The sequence below is a fragment of the Acidovorax sp. A1169 genome, assembly GCF_030704685.1.
Taxonomy (GTDB): Bacteria; Pseudomonadota; Gammaproteobacteria; order Burkholderiales; family Burkholderiaceae_C; genus Acidovorax.
Genome location: NZ_JAUZDX010000042.1, coordinates 1 through 15,402, shown reverse-complemented (window position 1 = coordinate 15,402; position 15,402 = coordinate 1). Strand labels below are relative to the sequence as shown.

23 protein-coding genes are annotated in these 15,402 nt (G+C 66.6%); 4 read left to right on the top strand and 19 right to left on the bottom strand.

Features of this window, described 5'->3' with window-relative positions:
* Positions 1-252 precede the first annotated feature (252 nt).
* From QYL93_RS31340 to QYL93_RS31325, 4 genes are all read right to left on the bottom strand, one after another.
* Positions 253-939, bottom strand: coding sequence for a hypothetical protein (locus tag QYL93_RS31340; protein WP_305747343.1), 687 nt, complete (start codon positions 937-939; stop codon positions 253-255).
* Between the two features lie 244 nt (positions 940-1,183).
* The gene (locus QYL93_RS31335; RefSeq protein ID WP_305747344.1) at positions 1,184-2,032 is read right to left on the bottom strand and encodes a nucleotidyl transferase AbiEii/AbiGii toxin family protein; all 849 of its coding nucleotides are present in this window, start codon (positions 2,030-2,032) and stop codon (positions 1,184-1,186) included.
* Between the two features lie 5 nt (positions 2,033-2,037).
* Positions 2,038-2,658, bottom strand: coding sequence for a type IV toxin-antitoxin system AbiEi family antitoxin domain-containing protein (locus tag QYL93_RS31330; RefSeq protein WP_305747342.1), 621 nt, complete (start codon positions 2,656-2,658; stop codon positions 2,038-2,040).
* A 92-nt stretch (positions 2,659-2,750) separates the two neighbouring features.
* The gene (locus QYL93_RS31325; protein WP_305747341.1) at positions 2,751-3,503 is read right to left on the bottom strand and encodes a terminase; all 753 of its coding nucleotides are present in this window, start codon (positions 3,501-3,503) and stop codon (positions 2,751-2,753) included.
* A 170-nt stretch (positions 3,504-3,673) separates the two neighbouring features.
* On the opposite strand from QYL93_RS31325, the gene QYL93_RS31320 reads away from it, so the two are divergent.
* A complete protein-coding gene (locus tag QYL93_RS31320; protein ID WP_305747340.1) occupies positions 3,674-4,243 on the top strand; it encodes a helix-turn-helix transcriptional regulator in 570 nt (189 codons plus the stop codon).
* Positions 4,244-4,417: 174 nt separating this feature from the next.
* On the opposite strand, the gene QYL93_RS31315 is transcribed toward QYL93_RS31320, so the two are convergent.
* From QYL93_RS31315 to QYL93_RS31300, 4 genes are read right to left on the bottom strand one after another with little or no spacing between them, the layout of a single operon-like run.
* On the bottom strand, positions 4,418-5,164 hold the full coding sequence (locus QYL93_RS31315; protein WP_305747339.1) for a terminase large subunit domain-containing protein: 747 nt from the start codon (positions 5,162-5,164) through the stop codon (positions 4,418-4,420).
* A gap of 1 nt (position 5,165) precedes the next feature.
* A complete protein-coding gene (locus QYL93_RS31310; protein WP_305747338.1) occupies positions 5,166-5,717 on the bottom strand; it encodes a terminase small subunit in 552 nt (183 codons plus the stop codon).
* Positions 5,714-6,016 carry a hypothetical protein gene (locus QYL93_RS31305; protein ID WP_305747337.1) on the bottom strand — a complete coding sequence of 101 codons (303 nt, stop codon included), beginning with the start codon at positions 6,014-6,016 and terminating at the stop codon, positions 5,714-5,716. Before QYL93_RS31305 ends, QYL93_RS31310 begins: the two co-directional genes overlap by 4 nt.
* A gap of 21 nt (positions 6,017-6,037) precedes the next feature.
* Positions 6,038-6,361 carry a hypothetical protein gene (locus QYL93_RS31300; protein WP_305747336.1) on the bottom strand — a complete coding sequence of 108 codons (324 nt, stop codon included), beginning with the start codon at positions 6,359-6,361 and terminating at the stop codon, positions 6,038-6,040.
* Between the two features lie 326 nt (positions 6,362-6,687).
* Here QYL93_RS31300 and QYL93_RS31295 point away from each other — a divergent pair, with 326 nt between their 5' ends.
* On the top strand, positions 6,688-7,563 hold the full coding sequence (locus tag QYL93_RS31295) for a hypothetical protein (protein ID WP_305747335.1): 876 nt from the start codon (positions 6,688-6,690) through the stop codon (positions 7,561-7,563).
* 52 nt (positions 7,564-7,615) lie between these two features.
* Here the strand turns inward: QYL93_RS31295 and QYL93_RS31290 are convergent, their stop codons facing one another.
* The 11 genes from QYL93_RS31290 to QYL93_RS31240 form a co-directional block, all read right to left on the bottom strand.
* Positions 7,616-8,113 carry a hypothetical protein gene (locus QYL93_RS31290; RefSeq protein WP_305747334.1) on the bottom strand — a complete coding sequence of 166 codons (498 nt, stop codon included), beginning with the start codon at positions 8,111-8,113 and terminating at the stop codon, positions 7,616-7,618.
* Positions 8,113-8,430, bottom strand: coding sequence for a hypothetical protein (locus QYL93_RS31285; protein ID WP_305747333.1), 318 nt, complete (start codon positions 8,428-8,430; stop codon positions 8,113-8,115). The genes QYL93_RS31290 and QYL93_RS31285 overlap by 1 nt, the downstream gene beginning before the upstream one ends.
* Entirely contained in the window at positions 8,427-9,020 is a 594-nt protein-coding gene (locus QYL93_RS31280) for a lysozyme (protein ID WP_305747332.1), read from the bottom strand. The genes QYL93_RS31285 and QYL93_RS31280 overlap by 4 nt, the downstream gene beginning before the upstream one ends.
* The gene (locus QYL93_RS31275) at positions 9,017-9,295 is read right to left on the bottom strand and encodes a holin (RefSeq protein WP_305747331.1); all 279 of its coding nucleotides are present in this window, start codon (positions 9,293-9,295) and stop codon (positions 9,017-9,019) included. Before QYL93_RS31275 ends, QYL93_RS31280 begins: the two co-directional genes overlap by 4 nt.
* 298 nt (positions 9,296-9,593) lie before the next feature.
* Positions 9,594-10,181 carry a hypothetical protein gene (locus QYL93_RS31270; RefSeq protein ID WP_305747330.1) on the bottom strand — a complete coding sequence of 196 codons (588 nt, stop codon included), beginning with the start codon at positions 10,179-10,181 and terminating at the stop codon, positions 9,594-9,596.
* Positions 10,175-10,594, bottom strand: a complete 420-nt coding sequence (locus tag QYL93_RS31265) for a hypothetical protein (RefSeq protein ID WP_305747329.1) — start codon at positions 10,592-10,594, stop codon at positions 10,175-10,177. The genes QYL93_RS31270 and QYL93_RS31265 overlap by 7 nt, the downstream gene beginning before the upstream one ends.
* A complete protein-coding gene (locus QYL93_RS31260) occupies positions 10,591-11,043 on the bottom strand; it encodes a hypothetical protein (protein WP_305747328.1) in 453 nt (150 codons plus the stop codon). Before QYL93_RS31260 ends, QYL93_RS31265 begins: the two co-directional genes overlap by 4 nt.
* A complete protein-coding gene (locus QYL93_RS31255) occupies positions 11,040-11,891 on the bottom strand; it encodes a DUF6475 domain-containing protein (RefSeq protein WP_305747327.1) in 852 nt (283 codons plus the stop codon). The genes QYL93_RS31260 and QYL93_RS31255 overlap by 4 nt, the downstream gene beginning before the upstream one ends.
* Positions 11,878-13,107, bottom strand: a complete 1,230-nt coding sequence (locus QYL93_RS31250; protein WP_305747326.1) for a DUF1376 domain-containing protein — start codon at positions 13,105-13,107, stop codon at positions 11,878-11,880. Before QYL93_RS31250 ends, QYL93_RS31255 begins: the two co-directional genes overlap by 14 nt.
* Positions 13,104-13,280: a hypothetical protein gene (locus QYL93_RS31245; RefSeq protein ID WP_305747325.1), complete on the bottom strand. Its 177-nt coding sequence runs from the start codon at positions 13,278-13,280 to the stop codon at positions 13,104-13,106. The genes QYL93_RS31250 and QYL93_RS31245 overlap by 4 nt, the downstream gene beginning before the upstream one ends.
* Positions 13,280-13,540, bottom strand: coding sequence for a hypothetical protein (locus tag QYL93_RS31240; protein ID WP_305747324.1), 261 nt, complete (start codon positions 13,538-13,540; stop codon positions 13,280-13,282). The genes QYL93_RS31245 and QYL93_RS31240 overlap by 1 nt, the downstream gene beginning before the upstream one ends.
* A gap of 492 nt (positions 13,541-14,032) precedes the next feature.
* Between QYL93_RS31240 and QYL93_RS31235 the strand changes: the two genes are divergently transcribed.
* Together QYL93_RS31235 and QYL93_RS31230 are read left to right on the top strand one after the other, a co-directional pair.
* Positions 14,033-14,683, top strand: coding sequence for a S24 family peptidase (locus QYL93_RS31235; protein WP_305747323.1), 651 nt, complete (start codon positions 14,033-14,035; stop codon positions 14,681-14,683).
* Positions 14,676-15,215, top strand: a complete 540-nt coding sequence (locus QYL93_RS31230; protein WP_305747322.1) for a hypothetical protein — start codon at positions 14,676-14,678, stop codon at positions 15,213-15,215. The genes QYL93_RS31235 and QYL93_RS31230 overlap by 8 nt, the downstream gene beginning before the upstream one ends.
* The last annotated feature ends 187 nt before the right edge of the window (positions 15,216-15,402 follow it).

The window sequence follows — 15,402 nt, the reverse complement described above, 5'->3', positions numbered from 1 at the left end:
CTCGCCCCCCGGGCGAGGGGGACACGGGCAGCGGGGTCGCCTTTTCTTGGCCTACCTTCTTTTGGCGACGCAAAAGAAGGTAGGTGCGCCGCCGGGCGCACACCCCGGCCTCCGCCTTCGGCAGCAGCATGCAGCAACCACGCACCCCAAGCCGAGGAACAAGGGATTCGCCCCCCGCCTGCACAGTCCAGCCAAGCAGAGCCCCGGACGAACCGCCAGGCCATTGCAGCTATGGCGTGTCCTTCCCTGCCACTACTTCACCGAGGAAAACGCAGGCGCCGCCAACTGCTTCACCGCCTCTTCCCGGTAGGTACTCAACCCCTTCTGCACAATCGACAACCAGGCCCCATCGGTCGCAGCGCCTTGCGACTCTTCCGCATGCACACTGATGCTCGTGGCAGCAGTCTCGCTACCGGCGATATGGATGCTCGTCTCCACATCGGCATTCATCGTGATCGCCCAGAAGCCCATGTTCACCCATGACCAGAGCTTGCGGATGCGCACATCCACCAGCAGGGGATCAGGGCCTGCACTGCCCACATCCTTGGCCACGCGGTAGCCCAGTTGCTGCAATGCACTGGCCACGTTCTCGCGCACCAGGCCGGTCACCGTCTGGCCGTCTTGCACCAGCACGTCGCCCAGGGCCTTGCCGTAGGTGTTGCGCTTGCGGGCCACGGCGCGGGCCTTGACGGCTTCGGTGGCGGCGGCAGCGCCGCCAAAGCCCAGCGAAGGAATATTGGGCGAGCGAGGCGCGGCCTCAAATACCCGCTGGTCCGTGACGGACTGGATCACCACCGCACGGGCCTTGGTCACTGCGGGCGCAGCAGCAGGGGCCACGGGCGCCGCCACCTTGATCTCACTGCGGTTGGTGGCGCAGCCGGTCATGAAAACAGCCGCGGAGGCCAGCAATGCGATCACGCCAAAACGTCGAAAACTCATACTCTCCATCTCCCTCATTCATTGCAAGTTGTTGTACTGCCGCCAGCGCCCCATACGCCTTAGGCACGGCACTATAGCGGCGCCATGCCGGGATCCATAGGGAAAAATCAAACCATGAAGAAATGACCGCGCAGCTCCATGCAAGTCACGCAACTGACGAGCACCTTGAACCGCCCCATCTGCATGCGCATGAGCACGCCGCTGATTCCCACTCCAGGCCGTTGCAGCACTTACTCGCACAACGTCAAAACATGCCGAGCCTCTGAAACCTGCCTCGCAAGCCTTCGACCACATGGGCAAGTTCTGCCGCCTCAAGCCGGTTCTTCCTCAAGAAGGCCGCCCATTGCGCCCTCTTCATCGCATCGCCCGAGAAACCTTCGCCCAGACCTGCAGGAACGGCGCTGGGCACAGCGAGTTTGCGGCGCTCGAAAGTGGCGGCGATGGCGCGGCGCAATTCATCCGGATCCAGAGAGACCTCTTGCATCAGCACCCACAGGTCGAAGTAGTCCTTCATCCGCGTGTTGGCCATGCCAAGCAGGCAGATCGCGTGGAGCTTTTCAGCCACCACGGTGTACTTGGGGTAGCTGCACAAACGCGGCGCGGGCAAGTCATCGAGCAGCACTGGATAAAGGACGGTTTGCGCCGCTGGCGTCACGGCATCGCCAAAGCCGATATCCACCTGCAACGCAATGCGCGCGCCATCCAGCGTGGCCCTGATGTCTACCCGCACACCGCCGTAGCCAGCCTCCTTGCGGATCACCGTACCATGCACAGACGCCAGGTCGAAAACAATGCCGTCCGCCACAGGGATCTGGCAGATTTCACGAAAAGCACTCACCGCCGACTCCACGTCATCCGGGCCGAAGCCCAGCAGGTCGGCATCTCGGGTGGGCCGGTGCGGCTGGTCATACCAGAGCGAGAAAAGCAGTGCGCCCTTGAGCATGTAGCCTTGGGCATGCGGCGAGATCGAGAGCCGGTACAACAGCCGCTCAAGCCCGTAGTGCGTGAGCGTCAGATTGAAGTCCTGCTTTCGGGCATCTGCATGCTGCTTCAAGCGGGCGCGGATCGAGGCGGCTGCGTTGCGGGCCTTCATCATCGTCACGCGATGGCACTCTCAAGATAAGGCCGCATCACATTCGCAACCCGGTTGACCGCCGCGTAGTGCCCCAGCGCGTCAACCGTCACCAGCCGCCGCGCCCACGCATCGCGCAGCGCCTCCAGCGCCACGTCCAGCCCGATCTTGTTGCGGAACTTGAAGCAGTCGGCCACGGTCTTGGCTGCATTGAAAACCGGCACCCGCACCCCATCGATCTGCATCACCTCAATGCCTTCGGAAAGCGCGGGACCGGACATGCGGATGGCGCGCAGCGCGGGCTGGTCGAGCCGGGGCGTGGGTGAGTTGCGGGGCAGTGCTATCCATACCTCGAACGGCGCCTGCGTACCGATGCCATGCACCCGCAGCGCAGACAGCAGACAGACAACCCCTTGGGGCACGCGCAGGGCCACCTCGGCCAGCGAGCGGTGCTCGCCCAGTCGGCGCCCCGGCAGGCTGTAGACGCCCCGGGCCACCCGCTCCAGCTTGCCTGCCGCCACCAGCCGGCTGAGCGCCACCGTTGCCAGGCCATGATCGGCAAGGTCACGCGCGCGCAACAGCGGTCGCTGCCTGGCCAGCACCAGGACGGCCTGCTCCAGCGAGAGGGCGGGACGAAGAACATGCATGCACCAGTTTGTTGCATTTATTAGTTACTTGTCAATAAAATCCTAAAAAAAGCATCAAACTGGTCAACCGCTCCCGCCGCTTCTTAGCGCCCTCAATACCCCCCTCTCCTCCCGCCATACCCACCGCGACCACCTCCGCCCAGCGTAGACCCCCTCGGCTCCACCACCGCAAACCGCAGCATCATCACCCCATACCGCGTCGCGCTCTGCAGGTCATCGCGCAGCTTCACCACCAGCCCGTCCTTGCGGTGGTACAGGCGCCATTCCTCCAACCAATCCCCGCACGTGCTGAACACCTTGAATCGCCCCGTCTGCATGCGCGTGAGCAGGTCGCTGATGCCCGCCTCCAGGCCGTTGCTGCCGTCTTCGAACGTGGCGCGCTCGGGCAGCAGGTTCACGCCCAGGGTGCGGTACTGGCCGGCGAGTTGTTCGCCGCTGCCCTTGTCGTGCTGCAGCCCGTCGTGCGGCCAGGCCACGGGCATCCAGCGGCCGCGCGCGGCGATCAGCGGGGCCTGCATGGCCACGCTGGTCTCGCGCACGCGAAAGGTGTCGTACACGTAGACGGTGTCCGTGTCCCGGTCCCACGCCAGCCAGGCGGCAGCGGCCGGGTGGTCCCAGCCGAAGTCCAGGCCCACGATGCGCGGCCAGTGCGCGGGCAGGGCAAACGGTGCAACCACAATGGACTCCTCGGCCACCGGGAACACCTTGCCCGAGCCCAGCACGGGCACGCCGTTCATGCGCGCCTCGCGCTCGTGCAGGGGAAAGCTCTCGGCCAGCTCCTGCTTGGTCTTCTCGTCGAGATGGGGCACGTCGTTCCAGCCAGCCTGGATGATGGCTTTGCTCATGGGATGCTTCCAAAAAATGCGAAGTAGGTAGATGCACGTGGCCTTGGGTTCGCCACGCCTGTCGCGCTACCTACGGACAGACTTATTCATAGATTTGTACAAAACTGCAATTTCATTAACATCTATGAATGCCGCGACAAAACGAACCTCACTCGGAACACCCTTCAGCAGTGCTGCGCGAGATCGAGCGGCTTGGCCTGAACATCACCATCGCGCGCAAGCGCCGGGGAGAAACGCAGGGCCAGTGGGCCAGCAAACTGGGCGTATCGCAGCCCACCATGGCCCGCATCGAGCGCGGCGACCCGTCCGTGGCGATGGCCTCGTATGTGATGTGCATGTGGCTCATCAACCAGGCGCATGGACTGGCCGACCTGGTGGCGCCGCTGCAGGACCATGCGGCACTGGAGCGCGAGGTGCTCAGGGTGCGCCGGCAAGGCAATCGGCCGTTGACACCGAAGCCTGCTTCACGCGCAGTAGAGGCGCCCAAGCCTGCACGCAAAGCCGCCACCTCTCAGCCAAGTGACGCACGCCAGCGCGGCATTGCCAGACCAGTGACCAAGGCGAAGAACTTGTCCACCGCCGCCGCAGGCAAAGTGCCGGCAAAGAAAGCGCCGTCCAACACGGTCGCGGACTCAACCCACGTCATTCACGAACGCATCCGCGCTTCTGCAGCCAAGGGCAATGCCACGGCGCAAGGCCTGGCGGCCCTGCTGCTGCGACCCCGGCAGAAGACGCCATGACACCATGGCGATGCAGCCCGCTACCATCTCGCCGCGCACCCCCCTGGGCTCTGATGGGCCCGGCGCATTCCACTCTGGTGAGCACGCGGGCGCTGTCATGGCTGCTCACGGGTTCGTAGCTGACGATCAATCATCCTTGCATATTGATCACAGGACGATCAATACGCAAGGAAATCAGTCCCCGTGGGTTACGCCATCAGCCCCCACCAGCACCCCCTTCGTCAAAAAATCCAGCACCACCTCCGTCGCCCCCTCCAGCGGCGTGAAGGTGATCGCAATCAAGCCCTGCGTCGTCGCGGTGCGCGTCAGGCACTCGTTGTACACCGCCACCGGCGGCTCCTCGTCCAGCCATACCCAGTGCCGGGCCGTGCCCTCGAAGGCCTTGCGGCCCTGGTCGTAGGACTTGAAGCCGATGACCGATTCACCCCCACTCTGGTGGCGCACGCACAGGTAGTCGAGTGCGCCGTTGGCACCGGCGCGGGGGCGGGCCTTGGCGATGTCGTCGGCGGGGACCATGCCGGTGCCGGGCTGGCCCGGCGGGCCGTAGAGTTCGAGCTGCACGATGTCGCGCGTGGTCTCCAGCGACTTGCCCGCCGCCCAGGCCTGGATGGGGCCCGCAAAGCGCCGGCCCTCCCACCAGGCGGGGTAGCGGCCGGTGAGGTGCAGGGCGGTTTCGTACGCACCGCCGATGGTTTTGCCCACGCGGTTGCCGGCCATGAAGCAGCGCTCGCGGTGCGTGGCGCCGGCCTTGAAGAAGGCCAGGTGCCGCGCATACAGCGCGCGGCGCAGGGGGCCCTCGTCCTGAAAGAAGCGGCGCATGCGCCAGCCGGCGAGCTTGTCGCGCAGCAGGGCTTCGAGGGCCTCGATCTCTTCGATGGAGGCGTGGGCCAGGGCCTCGGGAAGGTGCGGCAGGCACTTCATGTCAGGTGGCACCGTGCGACTTCCCCTTGATCGATTTCACCAGCTCCAGCGCCGCCAGCATGCCCTCGGCCCGGTCGGCGGGCATCCGGGCCAGAGCCTTGCGAAACGGGTCGGGCGCGTCGTCGGCCTTCTTGGCGAACATGCCCAGGTGCGTGCCCAGCAGGTCCAGGGCCTTGAGCTTTTCGGGCGACTTGAACTTCTTGCCCAGCTCCAGCTGGCCGCCGGGGCCGATCTCCACCACCTCGATGGAGGCGATGGCCGCCGCGGTGGCGCAGTCGAGGTCCTGCACGCGCTTCAAGCTGCCGTCATCGTTGAAGAGCTTGCGGATGTCGAAGAAGGCGATGCCCGCGAGTTCGCGCACCACCATCTCCTGGGTGACGCTGTCGTGCAGCGCGCTGTGCTGCGGCGCGCCCTCCCCTTCTTGCGGCAGGCACTGTGGCGGCAGCGCGGCCCGCCGGGCGGCAGGCAGGGGCATGGCGAGCACCCGCGGTGCTGAGGCTGCGGCCTTGCCACCGGGCTCGGGGTCGGCTGGCGCACGGGTATCGCCGCTCATGCAGCCGCCCCGCGCACCAGGCGCTCCATGGCGGCAATCACGCGCAGGCGGTCCGCATCGTGCAGGCATTCGCCACGCAGCCAGTCGGCTGGGAAGAGCACATTCACCGCGCCCAGCGCAGCGTAGGGAACGTGCTCGCGCGCTGCCTTGATGAGGGCCGTGGCGCTGCCCAGCGGGTGCAGGTCGCCACGCAGGTAGACCAGGCCCGATGCGGACACGCCGGCGTGCAGGGGCGCGCTGCCAGGGGCCTGCAGCTCCATGATGTGGAGATCCTCTTCGCTGTGGTGTTCTGCGTCCATGACAAGTCTCCTGGTGGGCTATCAGACCGGCATTGCCAAAGCTCGGCGCGCATCCATCTCCGAAATGCACACATCCCCACCCACACGCCGCAGCAGGATGCTGTAGCGCTGCACCTGGCGCCGCCCGCGCGCGCTCGATGCGGGGCCGGGGGCAGACTGCACGGTGCCCGCCTCGCGCAGCTTGGCCAGGCAACTGCTGATTTCGGGGTGCGATGTCTTGGGCAAGTCCAGCGCGGCACCGATCTCGCCCAGCGTGAGTGGCTCGCCGACCCGGCTGTGCAATAACTTTTCCACGCGCGACTTGAGGCCGCCGGCACGGATGCTGGTGATGGTGCGCGTGGGCATGGTCAGGGCACTTGGCGTGCTGTGCGCGCGGGAAGAAGAAAGGTGTAACTGCGTGTGTGCTTGCATGGCAGATCTCAAGGAGGTTGGCAGGGGTCTGAGCACGCGCTGGGCGCATGCGCTGCCTTGGCGGCATCGCCTCGCAAGCCGCGCGGGTATTGGGTTGTGACGCTGCGGCAGGGCGCAGGGCGTTAGAAAAAAAGCCCCGGGGCTCAGAGCGTTACAGGGCTGGCCCTGGTTGGCGCGAATACGACAGGTGCCACCGGGGCGTGGTGCCGGGCGGCTACGATCCCGCCACCCAAAACCATAGACAACAAGGGATTTCGTTCATGAGGGCTTCACCCAAAACCATCTGCGCCGCTATTGCGGCCGCCACCCTGTCGATGTCCGCATCTGCGGCGATCGACATCGACCTCACCCACTCGGGCTACCAGACCGATGCGATCGACACGTTCACCGTCAAGCGCCTGAAGGTGCCGGGCGCGGGCGAGTGGGATGTCACCTTCAAGTGGGATCCGCAAACCCTGCACTTCGTGCCCCAGGCCGTGGCGGCCAGCACCGCAGCGCAGCTGCAGATCTCGGGCCCGACCACGGTGAACGAAGCCGGCACCATCACGCTGTCTGCTGCCGTGCGCAATGCCGACGGCAGCACGACCCCCACCGTGGCCATGTGGAGCGTGGTGCCCGCATCGGCTGGCACCATCACGCCCCAGGGCGTGTTCCTGGCCGCCAGCCAGACCGCCGACGTGAACGCGGTGTTCACCGCCAGCGTGGTGCAGCAGGGCAAGACCATCACCAGCACCTACACCGTGAAGGTGGTCAACGTAGCGGCCGCGCCGCGTACCTGCGCGGGCGCGCTGGTCAACACCGGCAGCGGCATGCTGCTGGCCGACTTCGGCGTGAACCCCGAGACCCAGAAGGTCACCATGCTGCTCACGGCCGCATCGGGCAACCCGATCTTCCTGACCACCAGCTTCTTCTTCGTGCAGGGCACCACCTCGGTTGCCATTTCGCAATTCACGTACGACGCCGGCACCGCCCTCTTCACGCCCCAGGTCGGCTGGTCGGGCATCGGCACCATCGCCTCGCCCACCCAGAAGCAGGCCGTGTTCTCGGCCTTCCCGTCCAGCATCAACCTGGCGCAGCCGTTCCAGATCCGGTATGCGGGGATTTCGGGGGCACCAGCCACCATCGCCTGCAACTGAGCTGAGCCGAGAGCGGCTAAAAAGCTCTTCTGGAGCAGAGACCTGCACTGCGTCACATACCGTTGGTATCACCAGAAGGATTGCCACCGTTCACGGGCCAGGCTTCACTGAGGGCTCTTGCATCAGCCGCGTGGCCATCAGCCTGTCGCGCCAGGCTTTGATAGCTTCGGCTGCAGTCAGCGAATAGCTCACCGACGGCAGTGGCGTACTCAGCGACGGCGGCGGGGGCAGCGCCATGGGCAATGCGGCGGGCGGCGTCGGCGGCTTGCTCGCGCAGGCCGTCAGACAGAGCGCGAGCGCGGGCAGCATCGCGCTGCAAAGCGGCTTCACGGGTGCGTGCAACATTGAGGGCTCCTTGGTATCGGATGGCGGTAGCGCGCTCTGCCGCCCATGCGGCCTGGCTGGCGCGTGCGCGCTCGGTGGCATGGGTGGCCTGCAGGGTGGTGATCTGCGCGCCCAGGCGCCAGCCCTGCACCTGCCAGGCGGCGGTGGCGGCCAGGGCGGCGCCGAGCACGGCGGCGGCGGTGTGGGTGATGAGCAGCGGTGCCATCACCGCGCCCCTTGCACAGAGGCCACCGGCACATTGCCGAAGAAGCGCCAGAACGACAGCACGGGCACACCGTCGCGCCGGACCACGATGTTCAGGTCCGCCATGTCGGCCAGCGACAGCTCGCCGCGCAACAGCGGCACGGGCTCGTTCGCGATGGTGTGGCAGCGGTTGAAGCACTGCTCCGCAGGCACCCAGCCCGCCACGCTGCTGTAGCCCAGCGTGGTGGCGCCCGAGGTCGCGGTGTAGGTCACCGGCTGGGGCGTGGGCGGCATGGTCAGCAGCACCATGCCCAGGACGATATCCACCACCGCAGTCATGGCCGTGCCTCCAGCCCCTGCAGGCATGCGGCAGTCTCTGCCGCACGCCGGTTGGCCAGGCCCTGCACAAAGCGCATCTCGGGCTTGCCATCGGGCAGCACGCGGCCGGTGCGCACATAGCTCCACACGGGCTTGCCACTGTCGGAAACACCCAGCCGCCGGCAGCCCAGCGCCCAGTCGCCCGCGTTCCACGCCTTCATGGACTCGCTGGAACAGGTTCGAGCTGTGCCGTTGTTCCAGCCGTGGCTGGTAGCCATATCGAACACCGATTGCGGCGGCTTGCGCTTGAAACACCTTGCCAACTCCAACTGCACCTTGGTGATTGCGGCCGTTTCCTCTTCCAGGCACTTGGCATCGCTCCAGCGCTGGCCCACTATCACCGGCGTGCGGGTCACATGCCGCGTGATGCCCTTGCACACCGTGGGCAACCCACCCGCCAGCTTGTCGGCATAGACCAGACCGGGGTCGCGCGCATCGGGCTCCCACTGGCCGAGAAAGGTGAGCACTGCGGCGCTGGCCAGCGCGAGCGAGCCGACGAGGTGGGGAAAGTAGCGCAGGCGGTCGGCACCGGCAGATGTGCTGCTGCTCATTCTTCGACCCCCTGCTCGCCCAGGTCGCTCTCTTCGCCCAGCCCCTGGCGCAGGCGCGCCATGCGCAGCGCATGCTCGCGTGCCTGGCGGCGGTTGGCCTCGCGCTTGTAGTACCAGGTGACGGCCAGGCCGGCAATGGCCACAGCGGCGCCGACCAGGCCCAGGAATTCGTTGGAGGTGAGCCAGCCAAAGCTGGTGAGCCCGGCGCCGGTGGCAATGGCTTTGCTGCCGGTGGCGCCCAGGGCCTCGATGGTGTCGTTGGGGGTGGTTGGCATGGCGGGGTGCTCCTTGCAGGTGCAGGCGCTCGGACAGCGCAGGCGGGCGCAAAAAAAGCCGCTGCTGCGGCTGGGGCTGTGGGGGCGGTGCGGTGGGCCAGGCGAGCAAATCGCCCATAAAAAAATCCCGCAGGGCAAACCATGCGGGATCAAAAAATCAGGACGAGCATCACCCCTTGTATCTACCGCAGTCGCTACAGGCGAGGGCCAGGCTGTGGCTGCGGGCAATCAACGAAAAGGTGACGTGCGAGAAACGCTATTTTCTTCTGCAATCGTCGGTTGCAATTATGCACTTGGCTCACATGGCATGCAAGCGTTTTTTCATCGACTGGTTTCTGCGGCTCACGCAATCGTCCAGCATGTTGAGCGTGCGGCGGCCGTCCTGGCCCATGGGTTCGCGTGCCTTGCGGCTGCCGCCGCAGGCCTTGCACACGCGGCCCAGCATGGGCGTGCCGGGCACCAGCGCGTTGCCGCGGCCCATGCAGGTGCGGCAGGTCGGGTCGAGCCAATAGCACACGCTGGTGCGCGCCAGCGTGCGCGCATCGGCCAGGCCCTTGGCAGCGGCCCAGCGCTCCACTGCTTCAAGCACCTGCGCCAGCGAACGCAGGCGCGAGAGCAGTTGCACGGCATCGGCATCGGGGTTGCTGCGGCGCTGGTGCGCGCTGCTGTCCTGCGTGAAGCGTGGCGCTGCCACGCTGTCCCACTCACCGCGCAGGCGCATCAGCGCGCCGCCCAGCATGCCGGGCGACCAGCCGGCGGCAATCAGCACGTCGGCGTCGCCACGGCGGTCGGGGTCCACCTTGAGGTTGGAGGACGAGGCGCCCGCGCGGGTGTAGGCCTCTTCCACAGTGCGGTAGTGGTTGTTGGTGCGGTCGGTCATCAGCATGCTCGTCCTGGATGGTTGTTGTGGGTGTTGATGCCATCAATGGCATCACTGCGCGAGCCAGGTGACAACACCCCGCAGCGCGCGGCGTTGTCCCGCAGGGCCCCGAGGCGCCGGTACTCCGCCAGCACCATGGCATGGCCGGCGGCGGCGCCGGCCGCGCCGAACACGGCGGCCAGCTCGCCCTGGTAGGCATCGGTGTGTATGCCCTCCTTCAGCGAGCGCCAGAACTGCGGGCCCTGTGCCAGCGCACGCACCTTGCAGCCATGGCAATGGGCGCGGAACAAGGGGCTGTGTGCACGCGCCTGCGCGGCCTGGCATGCGGGGCATGGCTGCCCAGCCCCATCGCTTTGCAGCAGCGCGCAGACCGCGGCGCTCGTGCCCAGGCGCGTGGCAGCCAACGGCGAGGCGCTCATGCCCAGCCCTCCTCGACCATGGCGATCAGCCGCTGCAGGGTGGCGCGGGCCATGCCCGGCAGGATGACCTGAAGCACCGCATCGAGCGCCGCCGCGTAGAAGCGCTCGAAGGTCTGCTGGTCCATGGCTTCGTAGCGGATCGACTGAACTATTGGCACGGTCTTGCCGGTGCGCGGGTCGATGGCATCGTCGCAGTAGCCAGCCGCCAGTTTGACGGCCACCAGCGCCCTCTCGCGCGTGTCGTAGATCTGGCTGTTCTCTGCCACCACCTGCAGCAGCGCGAACAGGCGCCGGTGCTGCGGGCCGTTGCGCGGGCGGCTCCATTCCATGCGCAGGCAGGTGCCGGGTTTCATCACCTCCAGCTTGCGCGTGAAACGGGCCCAGGCGTCCTGGTCGTCCGGCGTCGTGCCGCGCAGGCCTTCGGCGGATTTGATGAGCATGGCTTTCATGGGTGGTACGTCCTTTCTGCGGTGGTGTTCAGGGGTTGGTTGGCGACGCCCTGGTGGTAGGCGGGCCGGCGCACCGCGGGCGCGGCACGCAATGCGCCGGGCCGTGGTTGCGCCGGGCCTGTGCCGGTAGGTGCTGCTGCGCGCTGCATGGGCTGCGGCGCTGCCGAAGTCACATGCGTTGCGGCACGCGGCGCTGCAGAAGACATATGGGTTACGGCACGCGGCGCTGCCGCAAGGGCCTGCAGCGTGTGAAAGCGCACCGCCGTCTTGCCCGCCGCACTGCCGCCTTCGTAGACCACCCGCGCGCGCTCGGCATTGCCAATGAATGCGATGCGCGGCGGGGACAGGCCGACCTTGGCGTACTCGCTGTCGGGGCTGCGGTCGCCGCCCAGGCAGCGCGGGTAGTCGAAACTGCCGCGCCCGGTGTAGGCGCGGTGGCTTTCGCAAAAGCGGTGCTGCAGGTAGCTCAGCTCCTTGAGGTCGGTGCGGCACACCTTGGGCCAGCCGCCCAGGTCCAGCACGGTGGCGTGGATGGCGGGGTCGTCGAACACCACGTCGGTATAGGCCCCCACGCTGCCCATGGCCTCCAGCGTCTTGCCCCAGGCCAGCGCGGCGCGGTCGGCCGCCGTGCCGGCGAGGATGCGCACCACATCGGCCACGCGCGGCGCAAAACGGCCGTGCTCGGCATCCGTTGCGTGGCGCTGCATGGCCTGGCGGATCTGCGACAGCTCGAACGACTGGCACGCGCCCCACCACAGGTCCAGCACAAAACGGCTGGCATCCTGCCGGTAGTAGGCGAGCACGTCGGTGACCAGTTGCGCAAACGGGGCGCGTTCAGAGGGCTGCATGCGGTTGCTCCTGTCCATGGGTGGTGGGGTGATGGGCTGTCGGCGGTTGGTCGGCGAACGCCTCGGACACCTCGGCCGCCCAGGCATCGGCCACGCTGCGGTTGCGCTGCTCCAGCGCCTCCTGCCGGTTGGCCGGCGCAACCAGGCCCGGCGTGTGGGTGCCTGCGGTGGGGCCACCGCCTCGCTGCCCTGCGGCGCGCATGCAGATGGCCTTGAGGTACTGGGCCGGGTCAGCCGGGCGGGCCACGCAGGTGGCGCGCACCGCGTCGATCACGATGTCGTTGCCGTAGTCCTTGCACAGCCGGCCCACAAAGCTGCCGCACTGCGCCTTGGGCATGCCGGCCTGCTGCAGCAGCGACTTGCCCACGGACCACAGCTCGTCGCGCGTCAGGCCGTCTGCCGGCCCTTGGGGTGGCAGGGCAGCACCGTCATCGCCGCTGCAGCTGGCGGGCGCCACGCACGCAGAGGTGCCCAGGCGCCGGGCCGTTGCGGCGCCGCCCGTTGCGCCAGCAACGGTGCTGCCTTCTTCAAAAAGATCTGTTCCTTCTCTTTCTCTTTCTCCTTCTCTGTCTCGCTCTCCGCTCCGCTCCTTTCGGTTCCCTTTAAGGCCGGTTTCCGGTGGATTTCCGGCGGACGGAGGATGGATTTCCGGCTGAAAGCCGTCGCCCTGTTGTGGCCCATGGCCCCCACCTGCAGGCGCAACGCCCTGCGGGCAGGCCTCCGCTTTCCACACGGCCTGCGTGGGCACGTCCAGGGGCGGCTTGCCCTCCTTGGCGCGCTTGGCGTTCTCCTTGCGCAGGCGGTCGCAGAATTTTTCGTAGGCGTACTTCTCCTTGGCGGCAAAGGCCGCAATGGCCTTCTCTGCCACCACCGGGTGGTACAGGCGCCCATCGGCGCACTTCACAAAGCCGTGCAGCGCGGCTGCGCGCACCTTCTTCCATTCCTTGAGCACGCGGCCATAGCCGGCCAGGTTGGCCAGCTCCACATCGTCGTCGGGCAGCGAAGCGGCGGGCACCTGGTGCCAGGCCGCGCACCACAGCAAAATGCCCGCGCGAAACGCCTCGCCCTCGGCCGCCGCAGCAAACTTCGAATCGCGCAGCCGCCGCACATCGAGCTCCATGTACGCAAAGTCGCTCAGGTCGCAGGCGGGCAAGGTCAGCGGTGCAGGCAGGCCTGCGCTGCCCTGGGCGTTGCTGATGCCGTTGCCGCTGCTCACGCGCCCTCCTGCCCCGGGCCTGCGGCATAGGCCTCGTTGAACTGCGCCCACAAGTCCGAGCCATGCTCGTAGTGGTTGGCCTCGGCCAGCGGAATGTGCTGCGCCGCAGCCGAGTGCGCGGCAGCACGCAGTACGTCGGGCGTCAGGCGCTGTAGGGTGTGGCCAAGCACCATCACTGCCTCCAGTCGCGCGCAATGCGGCGGCTCTTGTCCAGGCTGGCCTGCGACTGGGCCCTGCTCTCGATGCAGATGGAGCCCCGCACACGCGGGCCCAGGCCCACCGTGCGCAGGCCACTGCAGTTGAACAGCAGCACCCTGCCGGCAGGCACCTCGGGCCGGTGTGCAGAAGAATTGCGCGCGGTATCGGCACCGCGCGGGCGCACCGATTCGAAGGCATTGGGGCCCGCGTGCATGGGGGATGGTGGTGATCGCATGGCTCGTCAAACTCCTCACAAGGCGTGCGGGCGCCCACGCTCCCGCAGGAGCGCACGGGTGGGCCCATCACAAAAGAAAAGAAAAAACACCCGGCGCCGCACAAGGCAAACAAGGCAGCGCCGGGTCGAAGGCCGTTGCGCCTGCTGCATCAGCGCCACGGCAGGAGAAACCAGGGGATCAACCGTCCCCGGAACCGAAGTCCACCGACGCTGCTGGCCCCCGGGATCGCGGCAACATGCCCGCAAAGTCCACCGCCCCTTGCGTCAACGCAAGCAGCTCGTGCATGCGGCTTCGGGGCACCGCCCGGCGCCAGTGCGTGATGGCGCTCGGCGTCAAGCCAAAGTGCTCTGCCACCGCCTTGTTGCGACCAGGTTCGGCATCCAGCCAGTCCGTGAATCTCATGGCCTGCAGTTTAGTTTTAACTAAACAAATAGTCAAGCACAAGCTAAAACAACTTGCCAAAAATTTAGCTACAGCTAAACTGCGCAACCATGAGCAACGACAGCACCCGCCGCGCGGAATTCACCGCCTACTTTGAAAAGCACTTCGGCACCGACCGCCAGCGCTTCATGGACCAGTTCGGCGTGAGCAAGGGCCGCATGACGCAGTACCTGGACGAGGAAGAGGCCTTCGGCGAGCGCGCCGCCCTCAACCTCGAAAAGCGCGCCCACCTGCCCATGGGCACCATGTTCCCCTCGCTGCTGCGCACCGGCAGCGAGGCCGCCCGCATCCTCACGCCCGAGGGCGTGCCCGTGGTGGGCACCGCGCAGCTGGGCGACGACGGCTACTTCTGCGAACTGCAGTACCCGGTGGGCCACGGCGACGGCCGCATCAACTGGCCCACCCGCGACCCCAATGCGTATGCCCTGCGCTGCAAGGGCGAGAGCATGAAGCCGCGCATCCGCCACGGCGAGTTCGTCGTCATCGAGCCCAACCATGGCTTCATGCCGGGCGACGAGGTGCTGGTGCGCGAGCGCAGCGGCAAGGTCATGGTCAAGCAGCTGGCCTATGTGCGCGATGGGATGGTGCACCTGGATTCGGTGAACGAGGCGCATCCGCGCATCAGCATTCCGGAGGATGAGGTGGAGGTGATTCAGTATGTGGCGGGGATAGCGAAGTCGGCGTTGTGGAGCAATGATTGAGCGCCCGTTGATGACCTCCACATACACCTGCATTGGCTTCGACATCCGTGTCTGGCCCTGCGACGGCATCCCCAGCGTGGGTCTGTCGGGCTGGAGCCAGCACGATGCCATGCATGCAACCATCACCAGGGAGTTTGGGCTGCAGGAGAACCTGTACCAGTTGCTGGACATCAAGGATCAAGAAACGCTGGACGCGGTCACCCTGGCCATCCAGGCCAATGGCGCGTGCAACCTGATCGCCATACAGATCCCGCAACCCGTGGCGACGTGGCAGAACGAACGCTTCGGACACCCGCTGGGCAACCCCGCGCTTTCGCTCGCGGGCTTTCAGTGCATGGGCATCGACGTAGCGGACATCAATGGCTTCTTCTCCATACTGTCCTTCGAGCCCATCTCGAAGTTCAGAAAATCGACCGACCTGATCGATGAACGCAATCTCGATGAGGTCCTTCACGTCGTCCAACTGGCTGGGTTTGCCGACCGAGGCCATGCGCCTTACTGTGCGGTGAAAATTTCTGCGTTGAAGGTCTGACCACGACAACGTCTCGGTCTCGATGGTTGATGCTTGCTTTTGCCGAGGGCGGAGGCCGGGGTGTGCGCCCGGCGGCGCACCTACCTTCTTTTGCGTCGCCAAAAGAAGGTAGGCCAAGAAAAGGCGACCCCGCTGCCCGTGTCCCCACCCGCCCGTTGGGCGGGTGGGGCAGCCTGCGATGCTCGGT